Genomic DNA, 25,016 nt, shown 5'->3' on the forward strand with positions numbered 1-25,016 from the left:
AGAAATTCGGAAACAGTACTAGCAGTATATTTTAGCAGCCCTATAAGAAATTAGAGGTAAAGAGGGATGGTAGTGATGGAAAAACAATGGCTGGAAGGTTTGCGTAGAACGGTAGAGCGGGTGTTGCCGATTCCTTATTATCGAGAGCAGTTTCGAGAATTAGGTATTCATCAAGCTGAAGACATTCGTTCTCTCCATGATTTTCAACGGCTCCCGTTGACAACCAAAGAAGACTTGCGCAAAAATTATCCGTTTGGACTTTTTGCGGAACCTATGGAGAATATCGTTCGGCTTCATGCCTCTTCAGGGACTACAGGCAAACCGACTGTGGTGGGGTATACCCGAAACGATATTAAACTTTGGTCTAAAATTGTTGCCAATGAACTTCGGAGAGTGGGTGTTACCCAAAAGGATGTTGTGCAAATCGCCTATGGATATGGGTTATTTACAGGGGGAATGGGGCTGCATTACGGTTGTGAAGAGCTCGGCGCAGTTGTTGTACCCATTTCAGGTGGAAATACGGCTCGTCAACTCATGTTGATGCGAGACTTTGGAACGACCGTATTGGCTTGTACCCCTTCTTATGCCTTATATTTAGCAGAAAGCCTCGAAGAATCAGGGATTTCCCGTGATGAGTTGAAGCTTAAAATTGGAGTTTTTGGTGCTGAGCCGTGGACCGAGGGTATGAGAGAACAGATTGAAGCCCGGCTGGGCATTAAGGCCTATGATATCTATGGTCTCAGTGAAACGATGGGTCCAGGTGTAGCTATGGAATGTTCCGCTCATGCTGGTTTGCATATTGACGAACATTTTTACCCGGAAGTATTAGATAGTGAAGGAAATCCTGTCGCTGAAGGTGTTCAAGGTGAACTTGTCATTACCAGCATGGAAAAAGAAGGGTTTCCGGTCTTGCGCTACCGAACGAAAGATTTGACGACACTGCATTATGGTCGGTGTTCTTGCGGGCAGACAGGCTGGAAGATGGAACGAGTTTCAGCTCGTGTGGACGATATGTTGATTATTCGGGGAGTTAATGTTTTTCCCAGTCAAGTGGAAGAGGCGATTCTCTCTACAGATGGGTTTGAACCCCATTATTTACTGGTCGTATCTCGTGCGGGAAATTTAGATCAGTTAGAAGTTCAAGTAGAAGTCAACGAAACCAGCTTTTTTGATGAAGTCCGTGAATTAGAGGGACGGCAAGAACGCTTGCAGCAGAGAATTGAAGAGATTTTGGGAATTTCAATTCGTCTCCGTTTGGTAGAACCTAAAAGTATTCCCCGGAGCGAGGGAAAAGCGGTCCGGGTTATCGATAAACGCAAATAGGGAGGGCAAATTATGTTACAATTATCTATTTTTCTGGAGAATTCTAAAGGTCGGTTAGCTGAGGTCATCAGTCTTCTCGCGGAACTTAAGGTAAATTTGCGGGCCCTATCCTTAGCGGACACCAAAGATTATGGAGTCCTGCGAATTATCGTGGATGAACCTGAACATACCACGGAAAAATTGCGCGAACGCAAAGTGGTGGTCTCTCTTACCCAAGTATGGGCACTTAAGGTTCCCGACCGTACGGGCGGGCTTGCAGAGGTGCTTAATCAACTTGTTCAACATGACGTTGTCGTGGAATACATGTATGCTTTTGTGGAAAAGGAAAATGAACAGGCCCAAGTTGTTGTACGAGTCCGGGATCAGGAGACTATGGAAAATGCGCTGAAAAAGCTCAACCTTCCGCTGCTGTGAGATTGGATTTAATTTGTTCTGGCCGATAAGCTTGCTTTAAATATTCTTCACAGTATACGGTATGTAACTAGGCGGATGCCTAGGCTGATTTTTGCCCTTTGAGTACGCGAGGTTTAAAGCGATTCTTGTGCTTTTATATTACCAATGTGAAGTTAAGACTATGTTTATTGAGAATAAAAAGCTATTACAATCTCGTAAAGATTGTAATAGCTTTTTTATAAACCAATACACGGTTTAGGCCGTATTGATTTGTATATTATAATGAGAATGTTTCGGGTTCAGCAGTAAAAGAAGAGATAGTAGCTGTTCCCTTGGTAAAGTATAACACTGCAAAAATTCCATCTCAATGTTATACATAGATTTTATGTCCACTAAAGGGAGTGTCGCAAAACTACTATTTTGAAGTAGCAAGCGATGCTCCCCATTTCTTTTTACTGTGGAAAATATTAAGTGGTTTGATTGCAATGCTCAATCTCTATTTTCTACTTAAATTTGTGTATAGCAAAATAAGCCTTCTAGATGAGACTGTTTTTTCGACCCCTTTTTAAGCCGTTTTTAATGGATGAAGGGGTTTACCAATTCGTTCATTCTGTATTTTAGCGTGAAGTTTATTCACGTTATACCCAAAACACAGCAGCATAAATTCAGTTTTTACACTGTTTTTACCTCGTGTCAAAAAGCGATTAAAGTTATAGTCATTCTTGAGTACCCCAAAGGCTCCTTCGACCTGTATGGATCGATTTACTCTGAGTAGTCTCCCTTTTTCGGTGGTAATGTTTCCGTACGATACCTGGCGTTTGGCCACAAACGTTTTAGATACTTGCATTCTTCGATTGCCTTTAGCTTTTGTACATTGACTTTTACAAGGACAATCACGGCAGTCTTCACATTCATAGATCGTGATTTCAGATCGGTAGCCCGTTGCCGATGTTCGATGGGTAATTCCCACTAGTTTGAGTTGTTTTCCGTTATGACAGGTGTATTCATCCATTTCTGCATTGTAAACCATGTTTTCTCGCTTGCTGATATCCTTTTTGAAGCGTTTCTTTTTCCATTGTTCATAGGTTTGCGGCTTTATGTAGCAGGTCTGCTTTTTCCCTTCGAGATAAAGATAATTCTCCTCACTCTCATAACCAGAGTCTGCAGTAACATTTTCATAATGGGCCTGTAGTTTAGATTCCAGCGTGTTTAAGAAAGGGATGAGTGTGGCTATGTCGTTACGATCCTGGAAAATCCCAACCCCTGTTACATATTCACTTTCCACGCCAATCTGAACATTGTAAGCCGGCTTTAACTGAGCGTTGCGCATATGGTCATCTTTCATATGCATGAAGGTCGCATCAGGATCGGTTTTGGAGTAGCTATTTCTTCCTTCGAAGAATTGGTGATGTCTGTTGTACTTTTCTTGACGGGTATAGAATTCCTTCAGGTCTTCTGTAAACTTTTGTAGCTTTGATTTCCGTTTTCCAATACCATGGACAAATTCAATCTGCTCTTGCTGACGTTTTTCTTCTAGGTAGGAGAGGGCCGCCTTAAGGTCCTTAAGTAACGTTTCTTTGGTTGCCTTGAAGTCCTTTAGATAGGTCAAATTGATCTCCTCAAGACAGGATTGAATTTTCAAGAACATTTTGGTCTCATTCTTAGTAACGACTTTCTTCCAGACAAACGTATAACGGTTAGCATTGGCTTCAATTTTTGTTCCATCGACAAAAAGGTTCTTAAACTCTACTTCCCCAAGCTTGTGTAAATACGTCACCATTTGGAAAAAGAGGTCTTCTATGGATTCCTTTAAATAGTTCTTCCGAAATCGAGCAAGGGTGCTGTGGTCTGGTGCCTTGCATCCTTCCAACAACCACATGAAGTTAATGTCTCTTTTACAAGCAACTTCAATCTTGCGGCTTGAGTAAATGTTGTTCATATAGGCATAGGCTACTACTTTGAACAGGATTTTGGGTTCGACTACAGGTTTTCTTCCAGTGGAAGAGTAGGCCTGATACAACGCTTCGTAATTCAATCCCTCCAAAATGTGGCTTAGCAGTCGAACTGAGTCATCCTCCGGTATTAACACATCAAAATTAAATGGTAGAACTAATTGATAGTGTCCACTTAATTCAGTATAATTTTTAGAGTGTAATTTGGTTGTTAGCATAACTCAAATTATACGACAACTGCGGGTTCTTTGGGACCTGCAGTTTTGTTTCTAGTAGGAAAAGGGGCGTTGCTTACGAACTATTTTAGTTCGTTTTGCAACGCCCCCTTTAATTAATATGGGAGTAGGGAGTTTAATAAAAAGGTTACATTTTATGACAAATTAATACGCAATGATGTGATAGACTTATTTTCAGAAAAAATATGAAAGAAGTGAAATTTTATTATGTCTCTAAAGAAAAAGAGCTTAACGCTATGTTTAATCTTAACTCTTATCATTTTAGTTTTTCCTGTATTAACATTAGCAACTACATCGCCGATAATTACTCGATTAGCAGGTATAGATCGTTACGAAACAGCGTCCCAGATCGCTAAGTCGGGCTGGTCTCAATCTGATTATGCAATATTGGCCTTCGGTGAAGACTATCCCGATGCGCTATCCGCTGCCCCATTAGCCAAGAAATATAATGCCCCCATCTTATTAACAAATACTAGCAGTTTACCAATTACTACAAAACAAACCTTATTAGATTTGCAAGTGAAAAATGTTTTTATTATTGGCGGAACAGGTGTAATATCTCAATCTGTTGAGTCTGAACTTCAAACAATGGGACTTGAGACAACACGGATTTACGGAAGTGATCGTTACGCGACTGCGATTCAGGTTGCCCAACAAGTTACTTCGAGTCCTTCCACATTGTTTGTTGTTACAGGCGAGGACTATCCCGATGCGTTACTAATTGCACCCATTGCTTCTGTTAAGCAAATTCCAATTATTCTAGTACCTAATGATTCTGTACCCGATTCCGTTAAAAATTACATTTCAACACTTAATGTGAGTAAAACCTATGTCATAGGGTATTCGGATATTATTAGCGATCAAGTGGCCCAACAGTTCCCAAATCCAGAACGGATCTTAGGGTCTGATAAATATGCAAGAAATATTGCGGTAAACCAATTATTTAATACTGATTTCAATTCAGACAGCATCTGTATAGCAACGGGTGAAGGCTTTGCTGATGCTTTAACAGGTGCCGCTTATAGTGCTAAAATATCAGAACCTATTATCCTTATTAATAATGATTCTCCGGCCAATACGAGAGATTATTATCAGCAAAGATTTACAAATGCAAGCCATATCTATGTATTTGGTGGAACAGGGATCATTTCTGATCCTGTGATTAATAATTTAAATCCGTCCAATGTTGCTAATGGGGATACCTCTTCACCCCAAGGCGTAAAACTAAATAAAAGCAGCCTAGCCCTAAGCGTAGGAAAAACTGAAACTTTAAGAGCTACACTTGATATGCCGGAAGGTTCTGCAGACGGAAACGATACTAACGTGACTTGGGTGTCAAGTAATCCGGCAGTGGCAACAGTAAACCTTGGAACTGTTGTAGGGCTAAGTGAGGGTACAGCAGTTATTACAGCAAAAACATTCGATGAAAGTTACGCTGCCAATTGTCTGGTTACCGTGAATAACCCAAATGGGAAACATATGACTATGAATTTAAGCAGTTTTATCAAAGCTGGTGCAAACACTACTACTTTCAGATACCAAATCCTTAATGAGATGGGTAAGGACATTACTGCAACAATTCCAGCGTCTCAGTTATCTGCAGTTGCTTCCATAAGATCATCAGTTTCCTTAGATCCAATCAAAGGTATAGGTACGATAACCTATAACTCTTCATCAGATATCAATAAACCCATTATCATTACACTAGTTGACTTAACAAACGGCATAACTGTGAGTCTTGATTCTGCTTCAAGCACAGGCTCTTCAAGTTACACCTACCCCATTTATAATCCCGTGCCTGATATTCCAAGCCCCAGTCAATACTCAGATCAAAAGATCAACAAAATCACGATAACCTCAACGAAACTGGCTTTAGCTGATACTGATGGAAATGATAAGATAGGTTATGCAACATATATTGTGAATGATCAATACGGCAATGATATTACAAACTCATCTCTTGCCGATAATCTAACATTCACAACAGATGTGGGTACAATTACAGGGCGAAATGGTTTACTCGAAGTGAGATTTCGCTCGAACCTTGATCCTGCATCGCTTGCCGAAATTACAATAAATGGTATCGACCCGAATAGCGGGATTACAACGACCGCAACGTTAATGCTAGTACCGATGTTCGGTAAGATTGAGTAGTCTAATGATTGAGGAAAGAGATTATACCCAGCGAAAGCCTATATTGAAGAGATAAGAAAAAACACAGCATCCATAAAGGCGAAAGTTAGGACATCGATTGAATAGCCCAGCAAGGGTATGATCCCTTGCCGGGCTATTTTTATCGTACTTTGAGCCACCTTTTATTAAATTGGCTCAGTTAAACTTTAAGGGGTTCCATTTTGAGTCTTTCAACTCTAAAATGGAACCCCTTAAGTTAAATTGACACACCTATTTTGCGGCCTCTTTAGCGGTATCCAAGGACTCTTTAGCTTCATCCTTGAGAACAAGATTTAAGAAAATTCCTGCTAGAGTTGCGAACATGATACCATGATTAGTTAACCCGATACCTACAGCGAAGATCACCGCTGCGATAATAAGGTTTTTGTTTTGTGAAAAATCGACTTTAGCTTCGATCAACGTGCGGAGTCCGGCTGCACCAATCATTCCGAATAACAGGATGACTACGCCACCCATAACTGGGGTTGGAATGGACATAATCAATGCTTGCAAGGGGTTGAAAGTACTTAGAATAATGGCACTAATAGCTGCAATCCATAGATTGAATGAGCTATATACCTTCGTAATGGCTAATACACCGATATTTTCTGCATACGTTGTTAGTGGAACTCCGCCAAATAAACTGGCGATACCTGTTGCTAAACCATTCCCTAAAACAACTCTATCAAAACCTGGGTCTTGAATTATATCAGTATGAGTAATGTTTCCCAGAATCATCATATGACCTAAATCTTCAATCAGTGTGATGAGAGCTAATGGAGCGAACGTTAGTATAGCGGTTACATTAAAGTTGATTGTGCCAAAACTGCTGAAAGGCAAAACAAATGGAGTTTTAAAAGATGCAATAATCTTGGCTGTATCAACTAATCCCATAAACCCAGCAAGGATATATCCAGCCACAATCGCTATAAGAACTGGTATGACTTTAGGAAACCCTTTAGCATAAACACTGACTAAAATTGCTACTGCTAATGTAAAGATTGCTACAATCCAATTTGCACCTGCCATTGATATTGCTACTGGTGTTAAACTTAATCCGATAATTGCTACAACACTTCCTGCGACAACAGGAGGAATTATTTTGTTGATCCACTTAGTGCCGAATAGACGAAGTATAAAGTAAATGAGAAGATAGGCTATACCTACCGATAAAACTCCTGTCATTGCTGAAGCTAGATTATGCTGATCTTTGACAAATGCCGTTAAACTGGCGATAAAGGCGAAAGATGAACCGAGATAAGCAGGAACTTTACTGCGTGTTAGAAGCAAGAACACTATTGTCCCAATACCTGAACAGAACAAGGCTGTTGCTGGGGATAAGCCGGTCAAGAAAGGTACGAGAATTGTACTTCCTGTCATTGCAAATAAATGCTGCACGCCCAGAGGTATAGCTCTTGTTAGTGGTAATCTTTCGTTAATTTGAACTTCATTCATGTTGTCATCCTCCTCTTTTGCATCAAAAAACCTCTTCCCCGCCCGCAAGCAAGAAAGAGGTGTCCATGTCTAGTTCATGGTCCGCCGTTCCCTTCTTAGTCTCACGGGACTAATTTAAAGGTAGGTTTTGTTTGTTAAGAAAAGCATATCATAAGTTGCTCCAGTTTGACAAGAGTTTTATAATTTGGGCAGAGTTTTGTTTACGCTTGTGTTTGGGATAATTTGGGTGAAATCTTTAATTATATAAGAAGCTAGTAATATGATAAAATAAGAAAAGTATTGCTTTTTCTATGTCAGCTGCTGGTTAAAACCTCAGTAAGATTTAAAAGTTTCCATGAATTTTTGAGGATGAGGAGTCGTCATGTTCCGTTATGCAGAAATCTTGGTAGATGTAGCTAATCGACGCTTAGATCAAAGTTATCACTATCTCGTTCCAGAACACTTTGAGTTAAAAATTGGAATGCGGGTTATGGTTAATCTCCAGAATCGCAAGGTTCAGGGGCTTGTCGTTGCTTTAACCTCAGATCTTCCTCAGGAACTGGAGAATATTACTCTCAAACCGGTCTTGGGGATTATGGATGAAAATAGTCTTATACCGCCTGATCTTATTGAACTAGCGCAATGGTTGGCCAAAACGACACTTTGTTCGGTAGCTCAAAGCTTACATACTGTTTGGCCGCTCCTTAAAGGAAAGATGCAAGAATGGGTGATTCTTCTCGTTTCCTTAGAAGATCCGGATGTGCAGACGTTTCGTTGGCTCAATGAAGACGCTTTTCGAGCCGTTGAGGTCCTTTCCCGTACTCGGAATAAGGAGATTTCCCGAAATGTTCTTTTAAAACGAGCGAACATTTCGGAAGGGACACTCGAACTTTTAATCCAGAAAGGTTGGGTGAGCCAGGAAACTCGTTTTATTTCTGCTGGAGCTGGACGGAAGCAAGAATCTAGTCCCAGCAGATCTCAAGAGGCCAAGGAAAGGACATATGAATTATCTAGTGAGCAGGTCGCTGCCGTGAAAAACGTCACGACAGCCTTGGCCGAGGGTTCGCCTAAAACTATTTTATTGCATGGAGTGACTGGAAGCGGTAAAACAGATGTTTATCGGGAACTTATTGCCCATGTGCTTTCTCAGGGCGGAGATGCGATTCTTTTAGTACCGGAAATTTCTTTAACCACACAGGTTGCCCGTTATTTTGAAACTCAATTCGGGGAGAATGTGATAATATTACATTCTGGTTTACGAGTTCAGGAAAAAATGCAGGCCTGGATTGAAATTCTGAGAGGAAACAAACGGATTGTAATAGGTGCGCGCTCGGCGGTCTTTGCCCCTCTGGCGAATTTGCGGCTAATTATCTTGGATGAGGAACATGATGGTGCCTTCAAACAAGACGAGAATCCTAAATACCATGCCCGAGAGGTAGCCCGTAAAAGGCTGGAGCAGTCGAGAGGGGTCGTTTTGCTGGGAAGTGCAACACCTTCCTTAGAAGCCTATGCCGCGGCAAAATCAGGGAAAATTCATTTATTAAGGATGACTCAGCGCGTTGGAAAAAGCTTGCTTCCTCCTGTCGAAGTAGTAGATATGAGAAAGGAACTGATGGAGGGCAACCGGAGCATGTTTTCAAACCTCTTGCAGCAAAAGCTTCGTGAGCGCTTAGAACTGGGAGAGCAAGCGATGCTCTTCTTAAACCGCCGAGGATATTCCACCTTTGTTGTGTGTCGAGAGTGTGGTTATGTTGTAAGTTGTCCTAACTGTGATGTGGCCTTAACGTATCATAGTCAAGGGCAGTCGATGCGTTGTCATTATTGCGATCATAAAGAGCAGCCGCCGTTGACTTGCCCAAAATGTGGGAGCCGGTATATTCGCTTTTTCGGGCAAGGAACGCAAAGGGTTGAGGAGGAACTCCAGGGATTGTTGCCTGAGACCTCAATTTTACGTTTGGATTTTGATACAACGCGAAACAGTGACGCCCATAGAACCATTTTAGAGAGTTTTCGCCAGCAAAAAGCGTCTATTCTAGTTGGTACACAAATGATGGCGAAAGGGCTGGATTTCCCCAACGTTACGTTAGTGGGGGTCATTGCTGCCGATCAAATGCTTAACATGCCGGATTTTAGGGCCAAGGAGCGAACATTTCAACTGCTAACACAGGTAGCGGGCAGAGCAGGACGAAGCGAGAAAGCAGGAGAAGTGGTGATCCAGACCTATTCTCCGGGAGACGGTGCCATTGAGAAGGCCGCTCGCCATGATTTTGAGGGGTTCTTTTGGGAAGAGATTCGTTATCGCAAGGTTCGCAGATATCCTCCGTTTACTCATATTATTCGTGTTCTGCTTCTTCACGAAAATGAAGAACGAGTTATTATGGGGGCAAATTGGTTAGGAGCTTGCTTACGAGAAAGAATGCAAAATCCTAAATTTGGAAATACTGACTTAGATATCCTAGGGCCGGCGCAAGCTGTTTTATCGAGGCTTAAAAACCATTGGAGATGGCAAGTATCGGTCAGAGGGATGCGCCTCGATGAATTGCGAGAGTTTTTGCATCAAGGACTTCGGGATTTTTTTAAAAGTTCAGCAAGCAGTGGTATTATATTAAATATTGAAGTAGATCCGCTTGCCAATTAATCATCATAGTTTTCTAGTACTGGAGAATACAAACAGGAATAGAGAATGATTTATTAAGAGAAAGGGGTATTAACATGTCAGTCTATCAGATTGTGGAAATTGGTGCAGATATTTTACGAGAAAAAGCTAAAGAAGTTAAAGAGATAAATCCCTCAATCATTAAGCTTTTGGATAACATGGTGGATACAATGATAGCAGCGGATGGTGTGGGTTTGGCGGCACCGCAGATCGGGGTCTCTAAGAGGGTGATTGTCGTTAAAGTGGGAGATGTTCTGCTTGAACTTGTTAATCCGGTAATCCTGGAAAAAGAGGGTGAGGCCGTTGCTGAGGAAGGCTGTCTCAGCATTCCAAATATGACGGGGGATGTTGAGCGCGCGGCGAAAGTTCATGTCCAGGGATTGAATCGTGAAGGCAAAATGCTCGATATTCAGGCGGATCGTTTAATGGCGAGAGCCTTGCAACATGAAATTGATCATCTGGAAGGAATCCTGTTTGTCGACGTTGCCAAGAAGACGTATCGAAAGTAATACGAGGCTTCAGACCTCGCGCTTCGGGTCTCGAACCTCTGAAAGAAGGAGAATGGGTATGCGTATAGTTTTTATGGGTACGCCTGATTTCGCGGTACCCTCTCTGCGGGCTTTGGTAAATCATGGGCATGAAGTTGTTGGGGTTTTTACTCAGCCAGACCGACCGGCAGGACGTGGGAAAAAGTTAAAATCGAGCCCTGTTAAATCTGCAGCTGAAGAGCTGAGCCTGCCAATTTTTCAGCCTGTCAGGCTGAAAACTGCTGAGGAAATTCAACGCCTGCGAGAGTTATCCCCCGATTGCATTATTGTAGTTGCCTATGGGCAGCTTCTCTCTAAGGAAATCTTAGACCTGTCGCCGAAAGGGTGCATCAACGTCCATGCGTCCTTACTCCCGTCCTATCGTGGAGCGGCACCGATTCATTGGGCTCTCATCAATGGGGAAGAGCGCACCGGGGTGACGACAATGCAGATGGATGAAGGACTTGATACAGGGGATATCCTGCTAAAACGAGATATCATAGTTTCTGAAGAAGAGACGATGGGAGAGGTTCATGATAAATTAGCGGTTCTGGGAGGGGACATATTAATTGAGACCTTGCGTGAGCTGGAAAAAGGGACACTAAAACCTACGCCGCAAACCGGGGAATCCAACTATGCTCCACTTTTGAAACGTGAACATGAACGCCTTAATTGGACGTGCCGAGCTGTTGAGTTACACCATCAGATTCGGGGATTGAATCCTTGGCCAGGTGCCTTTACGGTATTTCGAGGAGAAAATCTTAAAGTTTGGCGCAGCGCAGTATTTTCTCCGGAAAAGACTCCGGAAATAGAAAAATCTGTTCATGAGACCCTTGATTCAGGGCAAATTCTCGGAGTATCGGGGGATGGATTACTTGTCCAAACGGTCGATGGAATCCTTTGGATTTTGGAAGTTCAACCTGCAGGGAAACGACCTATGTCAGCACGAGATTTCTTTAATGGCAGGCATGGCCAGGTTGGTGAACAATTCAGCTAAAGCAGCTTCGCAAAGTTGCGGAGCATTTCCTTTAGAAACCATAACTTGGGATTTGGAAAAGGAGGTTTATTTTCATGTTTTGGGATCCCACCATGGTTCTTTTAATCCCGGCTATTCTATTATCCCTATATGCACAATTTAAAATTTCCTCTGCCTATAAATATTATTCGAGAGTTCGCGCCCAGTCAGGCCTTACCGGAGCTCAGGCTGCCAGAGCAATCTTAAACAGCAATGGTCTATATGATGTGCGAGTGGAAGCAATCCAAGGGAATCTCTCAGATCACTATGATCCGCGCTCGCACGTCATCAGCCTGAGCAGCGATGTCTATCATGGAAATTCTCTGGCTTCGGTAGCGGTTGCGGCCCATGAAACCGGTCATGCTCTGCAGCATTCCTCAGGATATTTTCCCTTGCAGCTCAGGTCTTCTTTTGTTCCGGTCGCTAACTTTGGCAGTGGGGCAGGCCCATTGTTGATTCTAATCGGATTGTTTATGCCCAGTTTTGGCTGGCTCCTGCAACTGGGCATTTTGGCATTTGCTTTAGCGGTGTTGTTCCAATTAATTACTTTGCCTGTCGAGTATAACGCCAGTCACAGAGCGTTAGTTCTTTTGAAGGAGGGCGGATTGCTGGGGAACGAGGAAGTGCGTGGTGCCCGTTCGGTGTTAAACGCGGCTGCTTTAACCTATGTTGCAGCAGCCTTAGCAGCAGTGCTCCAGTTAGCACGGTTTGTCTTGATTGCCCAGGGTAGAAGGGATGACTAGAGAAAATGCACGAGAGATGGCTGTCCATATCTTGACCAGGGTTGAGGTGGAAGGGGCCTATGCTAATCTCTTATTACAGAAAACAATTGCAAGATTGTCAGATCCTCGAGAACGCCAATTTGCGACGTTATTAGTTAATGGCGTGTTAAAACATAAGCTAACCTTGGATTATGCGCTGCGCCTTCATCTGAGCAAGCCGATGTCGGCCCTCCCCATGAAGTTCGGGCGATTTTAAGGATTGGAGCCTTTCAGCTGCTTTATGTCGATAGGGTTCCTTCGGCTGTAGCCGTTAATGAAAGTGTGGAGATGTCTAAACCCTTTCCTAAATTCACAGGGTTAGTTAACGTTGTCCTGCGCAAGGTGATGACGAAGGGCTGGGAAATTCCCTGGCCTGATTCCAAGCGGGAAACGGTTCGTTATCTTTCCATACGTTATTCCCACCCTGAATGGATGATTCAGCGTTGGTTAAAACGTTGGGGAAAGGACGAAACTGAAGCTTTATGCCAGGCAAATAACGAACCTTCACAGACTTGGATTCGAGTGAACACCCTCAAAATCTCGCGCGAGGATTTAGCAGAAGAACTTTTCCGAGAAGGTGTCAGCGTTGAGTTTGGAACAAGGGCACCTGAAAGTCTAAGAATCCAAAATTTTGGCGCTATAGAGCGGTTAGAGAGTTTTAAAGCGGGCTTTTTTACGGTGCAGGACGAAAGCTCGCAATTAGTGGCCCATGTTGTGGCGCCCAAACCAGGCCAGTGCGTTCTGGATGCTTGCAGCGCACCGGGTGGTAAGACGACTCATTTGGCCCAGATAATGCGGGATGAAGGAGTTATTCTTGCGTTCGACGTTCATGCCCACAAGCTGGAGCTGGTTGATCAATTAGCCTTGCGATTAGGTATAACCTGTATTGAAACCGAATTAGGTGATGCGAGAGAGCTACCGGGGATAAAGCTTTATTCTCAACAACGCGTTTTAGTGGATGCACCTTGTTCTGGTTTAGGAGTGCTTCGAAGAAGAGCAGATCTTCGTTGGCAAAAGGCAGAACAAGATTTACAGGATTTGCCCTTGCTTCAGGCTGCGATTTTGGAGCGGGCCGCCTCTTGTGTCGAAGTGGGTGGAGATTTAATCTATTCGACCTGTACTATCGAACCGGAAGAGAACTTTGAACTCGTTAAGAAGTTTCGCTCGACACATCCGGAATTTGAACCGGTGAACTTAGTGGATGACTTGCCCTTTGAACTTGAGGAGGCCAGAGACCTTCAACAGGCGACCGAAGGGATGCTTCAGCTTCTGCCTCATCGCCATGGCACAGATGGGTTCTTTCTGGCGAAATTCCGCCGTACCAGTGAGTAAGCAGAAACCCACTAAGAGCAGCGCTGGCCATGGGCGCTTAATAAGTTTTCTTTATCGGGAAGTTTAACTGGAATGAATTGGGTGAATAATAATTAGTATGGAAACGTACGATTTACGAGGTTGCAATGAAGAAGCCTTGATACAAGTCTGTCAAGAGTTAGGGCTAAAGCGTTTTCGGGCTGCGCAGTTGTTTCAATGGGTTCAGCAAAAAGCAGTGCGTTCCTGGAGTGAAATAAGCAACATTGGGAAAGAAGACCGCTCGGTATTATCCGCCCACTTGCAGCTTCATCCGCTGGAACGAATCAAAGAACAGCGCTCGGCTGATGGAACGCGTAAATATTTATTTCGTCTTCATGACGGGGAAATGATTGAATGTGTTCTGATGGATTATGTGCGGGAGCAGTCCAGGGATAGACATACTGTTTGTGTTTCTACTCAGGTTGGTTGTGCGGTGGGGTGCGCGTTTTGTGCTACCGGAATGGAGGGGTTTCGCAGAAACCTGACGATGGGGGAGATTCTGGGTCAAGTATTGGATATTACGTATTTTGTCCGTCAGGAGGATCCGGAGTTTCAAGTGACGAACGTTGTCTTTATGGGTATGGGTGAGCCTTTGCTGAATTATGAACAAGTACTTCAAGCGATTATGCTTATGAATCATGAACGGGGATTAAATATCGGTATGCGGCGGATGACAGTCTCGACGAGCGGTGTTGTTCCTCGAATCCTCCAACTGGCCAAGGATAATCCTCAGGTAGGTTTAGCAGTTTCACTTCATGCAGCGGATGATACTACAAGAAGCCAGTTAGTCCCTATGAATCGTAAGTATCCTTTGGCTCAGCTTATGGAATCATGCCGCGAATACTCAAGGATCACACACCGACGAATTACTTTTGAGGTGGCTTTGACCGCGGACAATGCCAATCAGACGCAAGCAGAGGCTTTCGTCCGATTATTAAAAGGTCAATTGGGACATGTCAATTTGATTCCAGTAAATCCAGTGGCAGGGACAGGCTTAGAACGCCCTGATTTAGAAAAGTTAAAGAAATTTGCTCATGTTTTAGAAGTTGGAGGGATTTCCGTTTCTTGGCGTGAAGAGAAGGGCACTGACATAGATGCAGCCTGCGGTCAACTTCGACGACAGTGGAGGGTGGGAAACAATGAACCTATTGACTCGATTTGAAGGAATGGCTGAATTTCTTTTTACAAGCGCTTTCAAAAAGGGGGGGCTAGGCTTCAACCGGTCGAACTAGCCAAAGAGTTGGCGAAAGCTATGCTTAGAAATAAGCAGATTAGTATTTCTCAAGTATATGTGCCGAATATTTATCGAGTTTATCTTCATTCCAGCGATTGGGGCCCCTTAGCTAGTTTTGGCGAGGTATTCCTCATTGAACTGTCAAAGTATTTGTACGCCGAAGCCCAACGTGAGGGATACACCTTCTTATCCAAACCAGCCATCGAGTTACATTCGGATGATACTGTGAATCCTCGGGAAATGGTTGTGGAAGTCGATTTTGACGATTCGATCGATGTAGATTGGGGAGATGGAGAGGATAAAGGAAATGACTCCCTGAATGAATCGAATTGGCGTGAAAGCACCACGATTTTCAGAGAAAGTGTCAAGACAAACTTAAAGGTCGAGGACAGCTTAAGAAGGATTTCAGATTACTTTCTCGAAATTATAGAAGGGCCGGATCTAGGTCAGTCGTTTAAATTACCCGATTCTGAGGTTTTTATTGGGCGACACGGGCAATGTGATCTTGTTCTCCATGATCCCGAGGTTTCAAGAAGGCACTTAAAGATTGCCTCGGGGGAAAACGGATGGTGGCTCGATGATCTGGGGAGTACAAATGGCTCTTTTGTAAATGGCCAAAGGATTACGCATCAGACAGTAGCTCCAGGAGATCGAATTCAAGTCGGTCAAAGTGTTCTTGTCATTCAAAAAACTCCTCTGCCGTGATGTTTGGAGCTGTCAGATGTACTCTCTGATAAGTGGATTTGGAGGGTTGTATGCAAGTTATTACAGTGATCGGACGACTGGTTTTTGTCGCCTTAATCTATCTTTTTATTTTTAGAATTTTTACAGCTCTTTTAGCAGACCTTCAACTTAAAGGAATGTTTCAACGTTCGAATCAAGAATTTGGACGGTTAGAAGTTTTAACGGGTACTGAGACTCTTCCTAGAGGGCGAATCTTCAAGGTGGATGGAAAAGGACTGCACTTAGGGCGTGGAAAGCATAATGATATTGTTTTACCAGATCATTTTGCTTCAATCGATCATGCCGTTTTTCGCTGCCAAAAAGGACAAACCTTTGTTGAAGATCTTGGAAGCACGAATGGTACATGGGTAAACGGCGAGCAAATTCATTCTCCGGTTCAACTGATTGCTGGAGATTATGTGAAAATTGGAAGTATCACATTCCAATACTCGAGGTGGCAAAATGAGAGTGCTAAGCTTTAGTGAAAAAGGATGTATTCGCAAAAATAATGAGGATTCCTTTTTAGTATTACTCGATTACGGGATTTTCGCCGTAGCCGATGGAATGGGGGGGCATCGGGCAGGAGAAGTTGCTTCTTCGACGGCTCTGCATGAATTGGAAAAGCTCGCTCCCGAGCTGAAAGCTCAAACAGATCATGATTTGGAAAGTTGGCTCGTTGAATCCTTTGCCCAGGCAAATCGGGTAGTTTACGAATCCTCGACGACAGAGCCTGAAAATGCGGGAATGGGTACGACGCTTACAGTGTTGCTTATAAGAGGCGCTTTGGCTATTATTGCCCATGCTGGAGACAGTCGGGCTTACCTGTGGCGCAAGGAAGAATTAACAGCCTTAACGAAAGATCATTCTCTCGTCGGTGAGCTTGTGCGGTTAGGTCAAATTTCTTTGGAAGAAGCTGAGAAACATCCTCAACGCCACGTCTTAATGCGCGCAGTAGGGGCGGATCAGGAAATTGAAGTGGATTGTCAGAGAATTAACCTTCAGCCGGAGGATGTTTTCTTGTTATGTACGGATGGGTTCTCAAATGTGATCAGTGATCAGGAATTGTTTGAAGAATTTAGGGAACCGGGCACTTGGGAAGAACGTTTAGAGAGATTACGGCAGCTTATCTTAGAGCGAGGTGCGCCGGATAATTTCACAGCCTTGTGCTGTATTATGGAGTAAGCCAATGATTCATCGTTTCGTTTCGCGCTTTATAATTATTGGAATGATGTGGCTGGGATTTAGTCTGCTGAAATGGGGAGGAGAAAGAAATCAACTCCTTTGGCAGACCATAATGTTTACGGCCATTGTCCTTTTAGGAAGCTTGCTGGAAGAGGTTCTTAATTACCAAGGGGACCCCTATGTCCTTCCGGTCGTTCAAGCTATTATGGCTTTAGGGCTTGTTTTTTTAGTGCGAATTAGCCCCGAATCCGCGTTGCGTCAGTTTTGGTGGGCTAATATCGGACACTTAATTTTCTATTCCGTATTATGGATTATGCGCGATTATCGACAGTTAGGCAGGTTTCGTTACCTCTGGGGATTGCTGGCCGTGGCCTTGCTGTTGGTGACTCTCATCTTTGGATTCGCGGCGGGTGGCGCAACAAGCTGGCTGAGAATCGCCGGCATTGGGGTTGAGCCTGAGGAGTTTGTGAAACTCGCACTACTCTTATTTATGGCAACGTATTTAGAACAAAATGAAGAATTATTGCGGGTTGGAACGGTTCAATGGGGGAAATTCTCTCTGCCGGATTGGCGAACCTTAGGTCCTTTTCTAGTCATGGCCGGTTTTTCTCTCGGCCTGTTAGGCGCTCAGAAAAGCCTTGGAACTGCCTTAGTTTTTTATGCGCTCTTTGTTTTTATGATATACGTTGTAACAGAACGTGCCCTATACTTGGGAATTTCGGCACCGATTTTTCTTTTGGTCGGAGGCGCCGGGTATATGCTCTTCAGGCACGTACGCGTTAGGGTCTTGGTGTGGTTGAACCCTTGGCAAGATCCAACGGGTATGGGATATCAGATTGCCCAATCTCTGTTTGCCATCAGCGGGGGAAAGATTTTGGGGACAGGATTAGGAAACGGGATAGGGGCTGCGACGGTTCCGGCAGCGAGTACAGACTTTATCTTTTCCGTAATTGCTGAAGAACTTGGTTTTGCCGGGGCCATGGCTGTTCTGGTTCTTTTTCTGATCGTGGTTATGAGGGCTTTCTCAATTAGTTTACGGGCCAAAGACCGCTTTGGACAGATTTTGGCGGCAGGAATTGGAATTCTTCTCGGAACAGAGACCTTAATTATTCTTGCCGGTGTCACAAAATTACTACCCTTGACCGGGATACCACTGCCCTGGGTGAGCTATGGCGGAAGTTCCTTACTTGTTCATTTTATCCTTCTTGGGGTATTGCTGAATATTTCCAATGCCACCGCAGTGGGATCCCAGCGCAGTAAGGTTAGAGGAAGGGAGTATGCAACATAATGCGAGGGGTACGTCGTGTAGCACTTGGTATAGCCTTTAGTTTCTTTGTTTTGAGTTTAGGACTTGTTTATTGGCAAGTTGTCCAAGCGGACACCTTACTGGAAAACCCTGCTAATCGCCGCCTAATTCTCATGGAAAGCAGAGTGACACGTGGAGGAATTTTTGATCGCAACGGCGAAATAATAGCACAAACTCAGACGATCAAAGGAAAAAAAGTTCGTGTCTATCCAAAGGGTGAAATGTACGAGCCCACCCTTGGTTATTCGTCCGTTCAGCTTGGCGCCTCAGGTCTCGAAGGGAGTCTGGCCAATTGGCTTATGGGTATTAAAAACGAGACGGCTACCCAAACGGTCCAACAGCTTTTTTCCTTCCCCGCCAAGGGGATGATGTCGTACTCACGCTGGATTCACATTTGCAGAGTGTTGCCTATAACGCGCTAAAAGGGAAAATGGGGGCAGCTATTGCTCTAGACCCCCAAACTGGCGAAGTGCTTGCTTTAGTGAGCCAACCGGGGTTTGATCCGACAAACTTAGAGAGTCATTGGAAAGACATCATCAATCAGAAGCAGGAGAGGCCTCTGGAAAACCGTGCCTTTTCTCTTTTTCCGCCAGGTTCAATTATGAAGGTAGTAACGTCTGCTGCATTATTTAGGAGCGGAATAAATACTACAGATCTTTACGATTGTAAAGGGTCTACTGTGATTAACGGCCAAGTTATTCCAGAACAAGATGATAAGGCTCATGGCTGGGTTAACTATAACATGGCCTTAGCCGACTCTTGTAACACTTACTTTGCGACCTTTGGAGTTCAGGCAGGGGACAAGAGTTTTCTGTCTGCTGCCAAAGGCTTCGGTTTTGGACAAAAAATTCCTTTCGAACTTAATGTTCCTTTGAGTCAAATAACGAATTCCACTAAAGTGCCAGAGTCTCTGTCAACCAATCTCCTGGCTGCAAGTGCTTTTGGGCAGGGAGAGGTTTTAGTGACACCATTTCAAATGGCTATGATTACGGCAGGCATTGCCAATCATGGGGTTATCATGGCTCCACACCTTGTGGAGAGAGTTCTTGATCCTTCTCAAGCTGTCCAATTTGAACAGCAACCTCAGCCCTGGTTAACTGCACTTTCTAAAGAAGAAGCAGATAAGATTACCAGTGCGATGGTAACGGCTGTAACTGATGGAACAGCTTCTCCCGGGGCATTGCCGGATGTTCAGGTAGCAGCGAAGACGGGTTCGGCAGAACCGGGAGGGGATCAGCCCACCCATGCCTGGTACATTGCGTTTGCGCCGGCTGAGGCCCCCCGAATTGCTGTGGCTGTTTTCGTAGAACATGGTGGAACCGGAGGAGGGGCGGCTGCGCCCATTGCGCGACAAATTATGCAAGAAGCATTAGCCAGAAAGTAGGTGCATATAGTGAGTAAAATCTTCGGAGGACGATATGAGGTTTTAGAGCGAATTGGTGCTGGCGGAATGGCAATTGTTTATAAAGCTAAAGATCAACTGCTGAACCGTGTCGTAACGATCAAGGTGCTTCGGGAGCAGTTTGCCACGGATGAAGACTTTATTCGCCGTTTTCGAAGGGAAGCTCAAGCCGTTGCAAGTTTGTCCCATCCCAATATTGTCTCTGTTTATGACGTCGGTAAGGAAGGGGATACCGAATATATCGTCATGGAATATGTGGAGGGACGAAATCTCAAAGAAATTATCCGAGAGTATGCTCCCTTGTCCACAGATCAAACGATTAATCTTGCCCGACAAATTACTGGAGCTATTCAAAACGCCCACGAGCACCATATTATTCATAGGGATATAAAACCTCATAATATTTTAGTCACTGGGGATGGACGGGCCAAAGTTACGGATTTTGGCATTGCCCGAGCGGTTTCCTCGGCGACTGTAACCCACACAGGGGATATTATTGGCTCTGTTCACTACTTGTCGCCCGAACAAGCTAAAGGGCTGCAAAGTAACGAGCAATCGGACATTTATTCCTTAGGAATTATTCTCTATGAATTAATAACGGGTAGAGTGCCCTATGACGGTGAAACCCCGATTGCTATTGCCCTTAAACACCTTCAGGAACAGCCAACGCTGCCCAGCAAGATTAATCCTCGTGTCGAGAAGGAATTTGAGCGAGTAATTATGAGGGCCATCGCTAAGTCACCGGAACAACGGTATTCTTCAGCTAAAGATCTTTTGGAAGATTTGAACCATATCCTTGCCGGTCGTCCGATTAATCGTCCGGAGGTATTCCCAGCGGATGACTTGGAAGCAACTCAGACGCATCAGGGTATGAGCAAAGTCTTGGCTCCTATCGTTGCGCGTGACCAGGAACTGGAAAAAGACTCTGGCCCCGTGAAGACGAAAAAGAAAAAACGTTGGCTATGGATATCGGGAGGGGTCGCCTTAGTACTTCTTTTGCTTGTCGTAATCGGGTTTAAGAGTTACTTCCTGGGCGGCACGACAAAAGTTCCGGATATTGTTGGCAAGACAGTGCCGATAGCAGGCGACTATATTAAATCGGCGGGATTAAAACTCAGCCCGGATGTCAAGAAAGCCTTCAGTGATAAGGTGGAGAAAGATCTCATTATTGAGCAGGACCCTGTGGCAGGCTCGATAGTTAAAGCTAACAGAGAAATTCAAATTACAATAAGCCAGGGGCCCGAAACCGGGAAGTTCCCGGATGTGACGACTGCTGGGACAATGACCCAAGCCGATGCTACAAACATGATTCAAAACGCTGGTTTCACGGGTAAAATAACTGTTGATACTAAACCCAGTGCGACTGTTCCTAAAGGCAATGTTATGGCGCAAGACCCTATGCCGGATGCGACTTGGGGTAAAAGTGGGCAAATTCATTTGACGATAAGTGATGGTCCCTCTGTGGTGACGATTAACATGCCTAACGTGATTAATAAATCTTCCTCAGATGCCAAGGCTATCCTTGAACAAAATAATTTGGTTCCTTTGGTAGAAACTCAGGATTCTATGACAATTCCTGCGGATATTGTCATCAGCACCACTCCCAATCCCGGAGAAATGGTTCAGCAAGGAAGCCAGGTAACGATGATTGTTTCGCGCGGTCCTGGAGGATCTGTTGCTCAAGAAATTGATAAAAATGCCGCTGTTCTTGCTCAAATTTTGGGCATAGTACCCAGAGGCAATAAAGGTCATGGCAAACACTAAGCTTTATGACCATCGCTGAAAGTGATTAGTGAGGAAACTAGAATGATCGAAGGAGTTTTACTAAAAGGATACGGTGGGTTCTATTATGTCTATGCGGAAGACCGAGTATGGGAATGTTCTCTGCGCGGTCGTTTTCGCATCAAAGATCAGGATTTTTTGCCGGGGGATCGGGTCCGAATCTTACCTGAAGGTGACCAAAAGGCCAGGATTGAGGGTGTGGAACCGAGACTTAATTCTTTAAGCCGGCCTCCAGTTGCCAATGTTGATCAGGCACTGCTTGTCTTTGCCATGACTTCTCCCAAACCCGACTTGAATCTTTTAGATCGTTTATTAATTCAGGTTGCAGACTCGGAGATAAAACCTATCCTGGTTTTCACCAAATTGGACAAATACCTTTCAGAAGCTTCGGATGCCGACTCCAGCGGACAGTATTTTATCGCGGATGTTTACCGACAAATAGGATACACTGTGTTTGAGGTATCCAATAAAACTGAAGAAGGCATACAGGAACTCAGAAACCATTTAACAGAGAAGATTAGTGTCCTAGCTGGTCCGTCCGGCTCGGGTAAGTCAAGTCTCTTTAACGCCTTATCTCAGGGCAAACAATTAAAAACAGGTGAGATAAGTCAGAAGTCTCAGCGAGGTCGCCATACGACGCGCCATGTCGAGTTAATGGTCTGTGCAGGAGGGCTAGTAGCAGATACGCCAGGCTTTTCCTCCCTCTATCTCCCAAAGATGAAGCGACAGGATTTGGCAGGCTACTTTCCCGAATTTGCAGAGCGACGTCGGGAATGCCGCTTTAACACTTGTTTGCATGATAAAGAACCCAATTGCGCCATTAAAGCTGCTCGAGAACATGGGGAGATCTCCAGCACTCGTTATGAACATTATCAAATATTTTTGCAAGAAGTAATAGCTGCTGAAAGGAGATATTAAGATGATTCAACTTGCTCCTTCGATTTTATCTGCCGATTTCTCTCAGTTAGGGGAACAGGTGCGCCTGGTTGAGGAAGCCGGCGCCGAAGTTTTACATATTGATGTTATGGACGGGCATTTTGTCCCGAATCTTACCTTCGGGCCTGCGCTGGTTAAAGCACTCAGGCCGCACTCGAAAATGCGTTTTGATGTTCACTTGATGGTTGAAGAGCCGGAACACTTTATTGCTGATTTTGCTGCCGCTGGCGCAGATCATATTACGTTTCACCTGGAAGCGTCACGTCATGTTCATCGTGTGGTTCAGCAAATTAAAGAACTCGGTCTCACGGCGGGGATTGCTCTTAATCCGGCAACGCAATTAGACGGACTTAAATATATCTTGGAAGATCTGGATATGGTTTTGTTAATGACCGTTAATCCTGGCTTTGGGGGACAAAAATTTATTACGAATGTTCTTCCTAAAATTCAGGTTCTTCATCACCACATCGAGCAAAAGCAATCTTCTTGCCAGATTGAGGTGGATGGGGGAATTAATCTGGAAACAGCAGCGCGAGTTGTTTGGGCGGGAGCGAATATATTGGTTGCTGGGTCTGCTGTGTTTGACCAAACGGATCCGAAGCTTGCCGTTGAAAAGCTCCGTCAGGCGGCGAGCGCAACTCGGAGCGAATAAAATGATCATAGCAGTATTAGCGAATGGTGCCTGGGATTCAGAATGGGGAAAACATGTCCTGGAAGAGGTCGATTATTTGATCTGCGCCGACGGCGGCGCGAATCATGCCATAAGCTTGGGGTTTATGCCAGCTCGGCTTATCGGGGACTTGGATTCGATTTTACCGGAGTATTTGGCTCAATGCGAACAGTCTGGATGCCTAATTGAACGATACCCTCGCGAAAAAGATGAGACGGATCTGGAGTTGGCGCTCTTAGAGGCAAAAAAAAAGGCTTCACTCGTAGGTGAGCGTGATATTTGGCTCTACGGTGGGACTGGTAAACGAATTGATCATTTTATGGGCAACCTATCGCTTATGTTAGCCTATGCTCACCAAGGATATCGTCTTCGCTTAGTTGATCCCTGGCATGAGATGTGGGTTTTTCAAGGGAATGAGGGAGATCCGGACATTTCAGGGACAGGAACTATCTTTGATTGCGCTTTCCGAGAGGGCTGTTGTCAGTACAAAAGGTTTGTACTATCCTTTAAATCATGGTGTTTTGCGTCAGGACATTCCTCGTGGGGTGAGTAATGTTTGTCTCGGAGAGAATGTTGGGATCGAGGTGCATGAAGGGTGGGTTTTACTAGTTTTGCTAAAAGGAAGAAGGGTCGATGGGGGTAAGAATGGGAGAGATGGGTTCTGGAGCGGGGAACATAGGGAACAGGGCTGAAACGCTGCGTTCTCAACGAGGGGCCGTGGGCGTTTTAGGGAATTAAATAATATAATATTTCGGATAAAGGACGAAGACGAATGCAACATGATGAACTTTGGATTGGTACGATGCTTGAAGGGAAGGCACGCTGGGTTGCAGTAAGGACAACGGATACGGTGGAAGAGGCACGGAAACGTCATGGGTTGTCGCCAGTTGCTGCTGCGGCTTTAGGTCGTTTGATGACGGGTACGCTTATTTTAGCGAGCTCACTGAAAGGGGATGAGAGCATTACGCTGCGCCTGCTGGGGGATGGTCCTCTGCAAGGGGTTGTGAGCGTAGGCAATGCTCTTGGAGAAGTCCGGGGGTACACCCGGGAACCGTGGGTGGATTTGCCGTTAAAGCCTTCAGGGAAACTCGATGTAGCAGCTGCTGTGGGAACGGGCGAGTTGGCTGTTAGCCGGAGTTTACAGAATGGTGAAGTTTATACGGGCATGGTCCCTCTGGTGAGTGGGGAAATAGCCGAAGATCTTGTTCATTATTTGTTGACGTCGGAACAGATTCCTTCGGCTATGCTGCTTGGGGTGCTCGTAGAAAAAGATTATCATGTGGCCGGAGCCGGCGGATTTTTGCTCCAGCCGTTGCCAGGAGCCACTGAAGAGGATATTCAAGTTCTAGAAGGGCTGCTTGGACAGTTAAAGGTTGGGATTAGTGAATTAGTGGCTGAAAGTCAAGGTATGGACGAATTAATTGCCAATTTAGTGGGAAGGCTCTCTTATCAAGTATTGGAGCGTCGTTCTGTTGGTTTTTCATGTACATGTTCTAAAGCTAAATTGAGCGATTCTTTAATCTCTCTGGGCAAACAGGAAATTGAAAGCCTACTCACAGATGGAACTGCAGAAATGATTTGTCATTTCTGTAATGAACGATATCTCTTCGATAAAGAGGATTTAGAAGCTCTAAGGGAGAGCGTAGGAAACTAGTGTGGGGAAATGAAAAAAGCCCGACAATTTGTCGGGCTTTTGATTCATTAGCTAGCGCGTTGGACTTTGCCGGAACGTAAGCATCTGGTGCAAACTTTAATCCGGGCAGGAGTACCGTTCACAATAGCATGAACGCTCTGCAGGTTAGGTTTCCAAGTGCGTTTTGTCCTTATATGAGAGTGGCTGACTTGAAATCCGGTGACAACCCCTTTGCCGCATACTGCACAAACATTGGCCATGCTCTAAATCCTCCTTTGCAGCCGAAATGACACTTATATATTTTATCAAAAGTCTGAGAGATTGGCAAG

At 44.5% G+C, this 25,016-nt stretch carries 20 protein-coding genes and 4 pseudogenes; 20 read left to right on the forward strand and 4 right to left on the reverse strand.

What is annotated here, in order from left to right:
* The first annotated feature begins 75 nt into the window (after positions 1 to 75).
* Together VZF35_RS19275 and VZF35_RS19280 are read left to right on the forward strand one after the other, a co-directional pair.
* On the forward strand, positions 76 to 1,323 hold the full coding sequence (locus VZF35_RS19275; RefSeq protein ID WP_407314727.1) for a phenylacetate--CoA ligase family protein: 1,248 nt from the start codon (positions 76 to 78) through the stop codon (positions 1,321 to 1,323).
* Between the two features lie 12 nt (positions 1,324 to 1,335).
* Positions 1,336 to 1,737, forward strand: a complete 402-nt coding sequence (locus VZF35_RS19280; protein ID WP_407307548.1) for an ACT domain-containing protein — start codon at positions 1,336 to 1,338, stop codon at positions 1,735 to 1,737.
* A 256-nt stretch (positions 1,738 to 1,993) separates the two neighbouring features.
* On the opposite strand, the pseudogene VZF35_RS19285 reads toward VZF35_RS19280, so the two are convergent.
* Positions 1,994 to 2,100 (reverse strand): annotated as a pseudogene (locus VZF35_RS19285) (NimC/NimA family protein); the annotation flags it as partial.
* Between the two features lie 181 nt (positions 2,101 to 2,281).
* Complete coding sequence (locus tag VZF35_RS19290; protein ID WP_407307550.1) at positions 2,282 to 3,886, reverse strand: IS1182 family transposase; 1,605 nt, start codon at positions 3,884 to 3,886, stop codon at positions 2,282 to 2,284.
* Positions 3,887 to 4,111: 225 nt separating this feature from the next.
* Here VZF35_RS19290 and VZF35_RS19295 point away from each other — a divergent pair, with 225 nt between their 5' ends.
* Positions 4,112 to 6,058 carry a cell wall-binding repeat-containing protein gene (locus tag VZF35_RS19295; protein ID WP_407307552.1) on the forward strand — a complete coding sequence of 649 codons (1,947 nt, stop codon included), beginning with the start codon at positions 4,112 to 4,114 and terminating at the stop codon, positions 6,056 to 6,058.
* 249 nt (positions 6,059 to 6,307) lie between these two features.
* Here the strand turns inward: VZF35_RS19295 and VZF35_RS19300 are convergent, their stop codons facing one another.
* On the reverse strand, positions 6,308 to 7,531 hold the full coding sequence (locus VZF35_RS19300) for a solute carrier family 23 protein (RefSeq protein WP_407307554.1): 1,224 nt from the start codon (positions 7,529 to 7,531) through the stop codon (positions 6,308 to 6,310).
* 361 nt (positions 7,532 to 7,892) lie between these two features.
* On the opposite strand from VZF35_RS19300, the gene priA reads away from it, so the two are divergent.
* From priA to hslO, 17 genes and pseudogenes are all read left to right on the forward strand, one after another.
* Positions 7,893 to 10,148: a primosomal protein N' gene (gene priA, locus VZF35_RS19305; protein WP_407307556.1), complete on the forward strand. Its 2,256-nt coding sequence runs from the start codon at positions 7,893 to 7,895 to the stop codon at positions 10,146 to 10,148.
* Positions 10,149 to 10,222: 74 nt separating this feature from the next.
* Positions 10,223 to 10,675 carry a peptide deformylase gene (def, locus tag VZF35_RS19310; protein WP_407307558.1) on the forward strand — a complete coding sequence of 151 codons (453 nt, stop codon included), beginning with the start codon at positions 10,223 to 10,225 and terminating at the stop codon, positions 10,673 to 10,675.
* A 58-nt stretch (positions 10,676 to 10,733) separates the two neighbouring features.
* Complete coding sequence (gene fmt, locus VZF35_RS19315) at positions 10,734 to 11,690, forward strand: methionyl-tRNA formyltransferase (protein WP_407307560.1); 957 nt, start codon at positions 10,734 to 10,736, stop codon at positions 11,688 to 11,690.
* Between the two features lie 74 nt (positions 11,691 to 11,764).
* Complete coding sequence (locus tag VZF35_RS19320; protein ID WP_407307562.1) at positions 11,765 to 12,451, forward strand: zinc metallopeptidase; 687 nt, start codon at positions 11,765 to 11,767, stop codon at positions 12,449 to 12,451.
* Positions 12,444 to 13,801, forward strand: a pseudogene (gene rsmB, locus VZF35_RS19325) (16S rRNA (cytosine(967)-C(5))-methyltransferase RsmB). The gene VZF35_RS19320 and the pseudogene rsmB overlap by 8 nt, the downstream one beginning before the upstream one ends.
* 88 nt (positions 13,802 to 13,889) lie before the next feature.
* On the forward strand, positions 13,890 to 14,981 hold the full coding sequence (rlmN, locus tag VZF35_RS19330) for a 23S rRNA (adenine(2503)-C(2))-methyltransferase RlmN (protein ID WP_407314729.1): 1,092 nt from the start codon (positions 13,890 to 13,892) through the stop codon (positions 14,979 to 14,981).
* Positions 14,959 to 15,758 (forward strand): annotated as a pseudogene (locus tag VZF35_RS19335) (FhaA domain-containing protein). The gene rlmN and the pseudogene VZF35_RS19335 overlap by 23 nt, the downstream one beginning before the upstream one ends.
* A 50-nt stretch (positions 15,759 to 15,808) precedes the next feature.
* Positions 15,809 to 16,258, forward strand: a complete 450-nt coding sequence (locus VZF35_RS19340) for an FHA domain-containing protein (protein WP_407307564.1) — start codon at positions 15,809 to 15,811, stop codon at positions 16,256 to 16,258.
* Positions 16,239 to 16,958, forward strand: a complete 720-nt coding sequence (locus VZF35_RS19345) for a Stp1/IreP family PP2C-type Ser/Thr phosphatase (RefSeq protein ID WP_407307566.1) — start codon at positions 16,239 to 16,241, stop codon at positions 16,956 to 16,958. Before VZF35_RS19340 ends, VZF35_RS19345 begins: the two co-directional genes overlap by 20 nt.
* 4 nt (positions 16,959 to 16,962) lie before the next feature.
* Entirely contained in the window at positions 16,963 to 18,246 is a 1,284-nt protein-coding gene (locus VZF35_RS19350) for an FtsW/RodA/SpoVE family cell cycle protein (RefSeq protein WP_407307568.1), read from the forward strand.
* Positions 18,246 to 19,648: pseudogene (locus VZF35_RS19355) on the forward strand (peptidoglycan D,D-transpeptidase FtsI family protein). The gene VZF35_RS19350 and the pseudogene VZF35_RS19355 overlap by 1 nt, the downstream one beginning before the upstream one ends.
* A 9-nt stretch (positions 19,649 to 19,657) precedes the next feature.
* Complete coding sequence (gene pknB, locus VZF35_RS19360) at positions 19,658 to 21,430, forward strand: Stk1 family PASTA domain-containing Ser/Thr kinase (protein ID WP_407307570.1); 1,773 nt, start codon at positions 19,658 to 19,660, stop codon at positions 21,428 to 21,430.
* Between the two features lie 42 nt (positions 21,431 to 21,472).
* Complete coding sequence (gene rsgA / locus VZF35_RS19365) at positions 21,473 to 22,366, forward strand: ribosome small subunit-dependent GTPase A (protein WP_407307572.1); 894 nt, start codon at positions 21,473 to 21,475, stop codon at positions 22,364 to 22,366.
* A 1-nt stretch (position 22,367) separates the two neighbouring features.
* Positions 22,368 to 23,036, forward strand: coding sequence for a ribulose-phosphate 3-epimerase (gene rpe / locus VZF35_RS19370; RefSeq protein WP_407307574.1), 669 nt, complete (start codon positions 22,368 to 22,370; stop codon positions 23,034 to 23,036).
* A gap of 1 nt (position 23,037) precedes the next feature.
* Positions 23,038 to 23,607 (forward strand): thiamine diphosphokinase, encoded by a 570-nt coding sequence (locus VZF35_RS19375; protein ID WP_407307576.1) that lies wholly within the window; start codon positions 23,038 to 23,040, stop codon positions 23,605 to 23,607.
* Positions 23,549 to 23,746 (forward strand): hypothetical protein, encoded by a 198-nt coding sequence (locus VZF35_RS19380; RefSeq protein WP_407307578.1) that lies wholly within the window; start codon positions 23,549 to 23,551, stop codon positions 23,744 to 23,746. Before VZF35_RS19375 ends, VZF35_RS19380 begins: the two co-directional genes overlap by 59 nt.
* Positions 23,747 to 23,826: 80 nt before the next feature.
* Positions 23,827 to 24,708 (forward strand): Hsp33 family molecular chaperone HslO, encoded by an 882-nt coding sequence (gene hslO, locus VZF35_RS19385; protein WP_407307580.1) that lies wholly within the window; start codon positions 23,827 to 23,829, stop codon positions 24,706 to 24,708.
* A 47-nt stretch (positions 24,709 to 24,755) separates the two neighbouring features.
* Here hslO and rpmB read toward each other — a convergent pair whose 3' ends face one another.
* Positions 24,756 to 24,947 carry a 50S ribosomal protein L28 gene (gene rpmB / locus VZF35_RS19390; protein WP_407307582.1) on the reverse strand — a complete coding sequence of 64 codons (192 nt, stop codon included), beginning with the start codon at positions 24,945 to 24,947 and terminating at the stop codon, positions 24,756 to 24,758.
* Positions 24,948 to 25,016 lie beyond the last annotated feature (69 nt).

It is taken from the genome of Desulfosporosinus paludis (assembly GCF_045689965.1).
In the GTDB taxonomy this organism is placed as follows: Bacteria; Bacillota; Desulfitobacteriia; order Desulfitobacteriales; family Desulfitobacteriaceae; genus Desulfosporosinus; species Desulfosporosinus paludis.

Bases quoted from the DNA above. Each gene is read 5' to 3' on its own strand.
- rpe (WP_407307574.1), top strand. From the start codon at position 22,368: ATGATTCAACTTGCTCCTTCGATTTTATCTGCCGATTTCTCTCAGTTA.
- priA (WP_407307556.1), top strand. From the start codon at position 7,893: ATGTTCCGTTATGCAGAAATCTTGGTAGATGTAGCTAATCGACGCTTA.
- def (WP_407307558.1), top strand. From the start codon at position 10,223: ATGTCAGTCTATCAGATTGTGGAAATTGGTGCAGATATTTTACGAGAA.
- VZF35_RS19340 (WP_407307564.1), top strand. From the start codon at position 15,809: ATGCAAGTTATTACAGTGATCGGACGACTGGTTTTTGTCGCCTTAATC.
- VZF35_RS19300 (WP_407307554.1), bottom strand. From the start codon at position 7,531: ATGAATGAAGTTCAAATTAACGAAAGATTACCACTAACAAGAGCTATA.
- VZF35_RS19275 (WP_407314727.1), top strand. From the start codon at position 76: ATGGAAAAACAATGGCTGGAAGGTTTGCGTAGAACGGTAGAGCGGGTG.
- VZF35_RS19295 (WP_407307552.1), top strand. From the start codon at position 4,112: ATGTCTCTAAAGAAAAAGAGCTTAACGCTATGTTTAATCTTAACTCTT.
- VZF35_RS19350 (WP_407307568.1), top strand. From the start codon at position 16,963: ATGATTCATCGTTTCGTTTCGCGCTTTATAATTATTGGAATGATGTGG.
- VZF35_RS19320 (WP_407307562.1), top strand. From the start codon at position 11,765: ATGTTTTGGGATCCCACCATGGTTCTTTTAATCCCGGCTATTCTATTA.
- rsgA (WP_407307572.1), top strand. From the start codon at position 21,473: ATGATCGAAGGAGTTTTACTAAAAGGATACGGTGGGTTCTATTATGTC.
- rpmB (WP_407307582.1), bottom strand. From the start codon at position 24,947: ATGGCCAATGTTTGTGCAGTATGCGGCAAAGGGGTTGTCACCGGATTT.
- VZF35_RS19290 (WP_407307550.1), bottom strand. From the start codon at position 3,886: ATGCTAACAACCAAATTACACTCTAAAAATTATACTGAATTAAGTGGA.
- VZF35_RS19345 (WP_407307566.1), top strand. From the start codon at position 16,239: ATGAGAGTGCTAAGCTTTAGTGAAAAAGGATGTATTCGCAAAAATAAT.
- fmt (WP_407307560.1), top strand. From the start codon at position 10,734: ATGCGTATAGTTTTTATGGGTACGCCTGATTTCGCGGTACCCTCTCTG.
- VZF35_RS19375 (WP_407307576.1), top strand. From the start codon at position 23,038: ATGATCATAGCAGTATTAGCGAATGGTGCCTGGGATTCAGAATGGGGA.
- hslO (WP_407307580.1), top strand. From the start codon at position 23,827: ATGCAACATGATGAACTTTGGATTGGTACGATGCTTGAAGGGAAGGCA.
- VZF35_RS19280 (WP_407307548.1), top strand. From the start codon at position 1,336: ATGTTACAATTATCTATTTTTCTGGAGAATTCTAAAGGTCGGTTAGCT.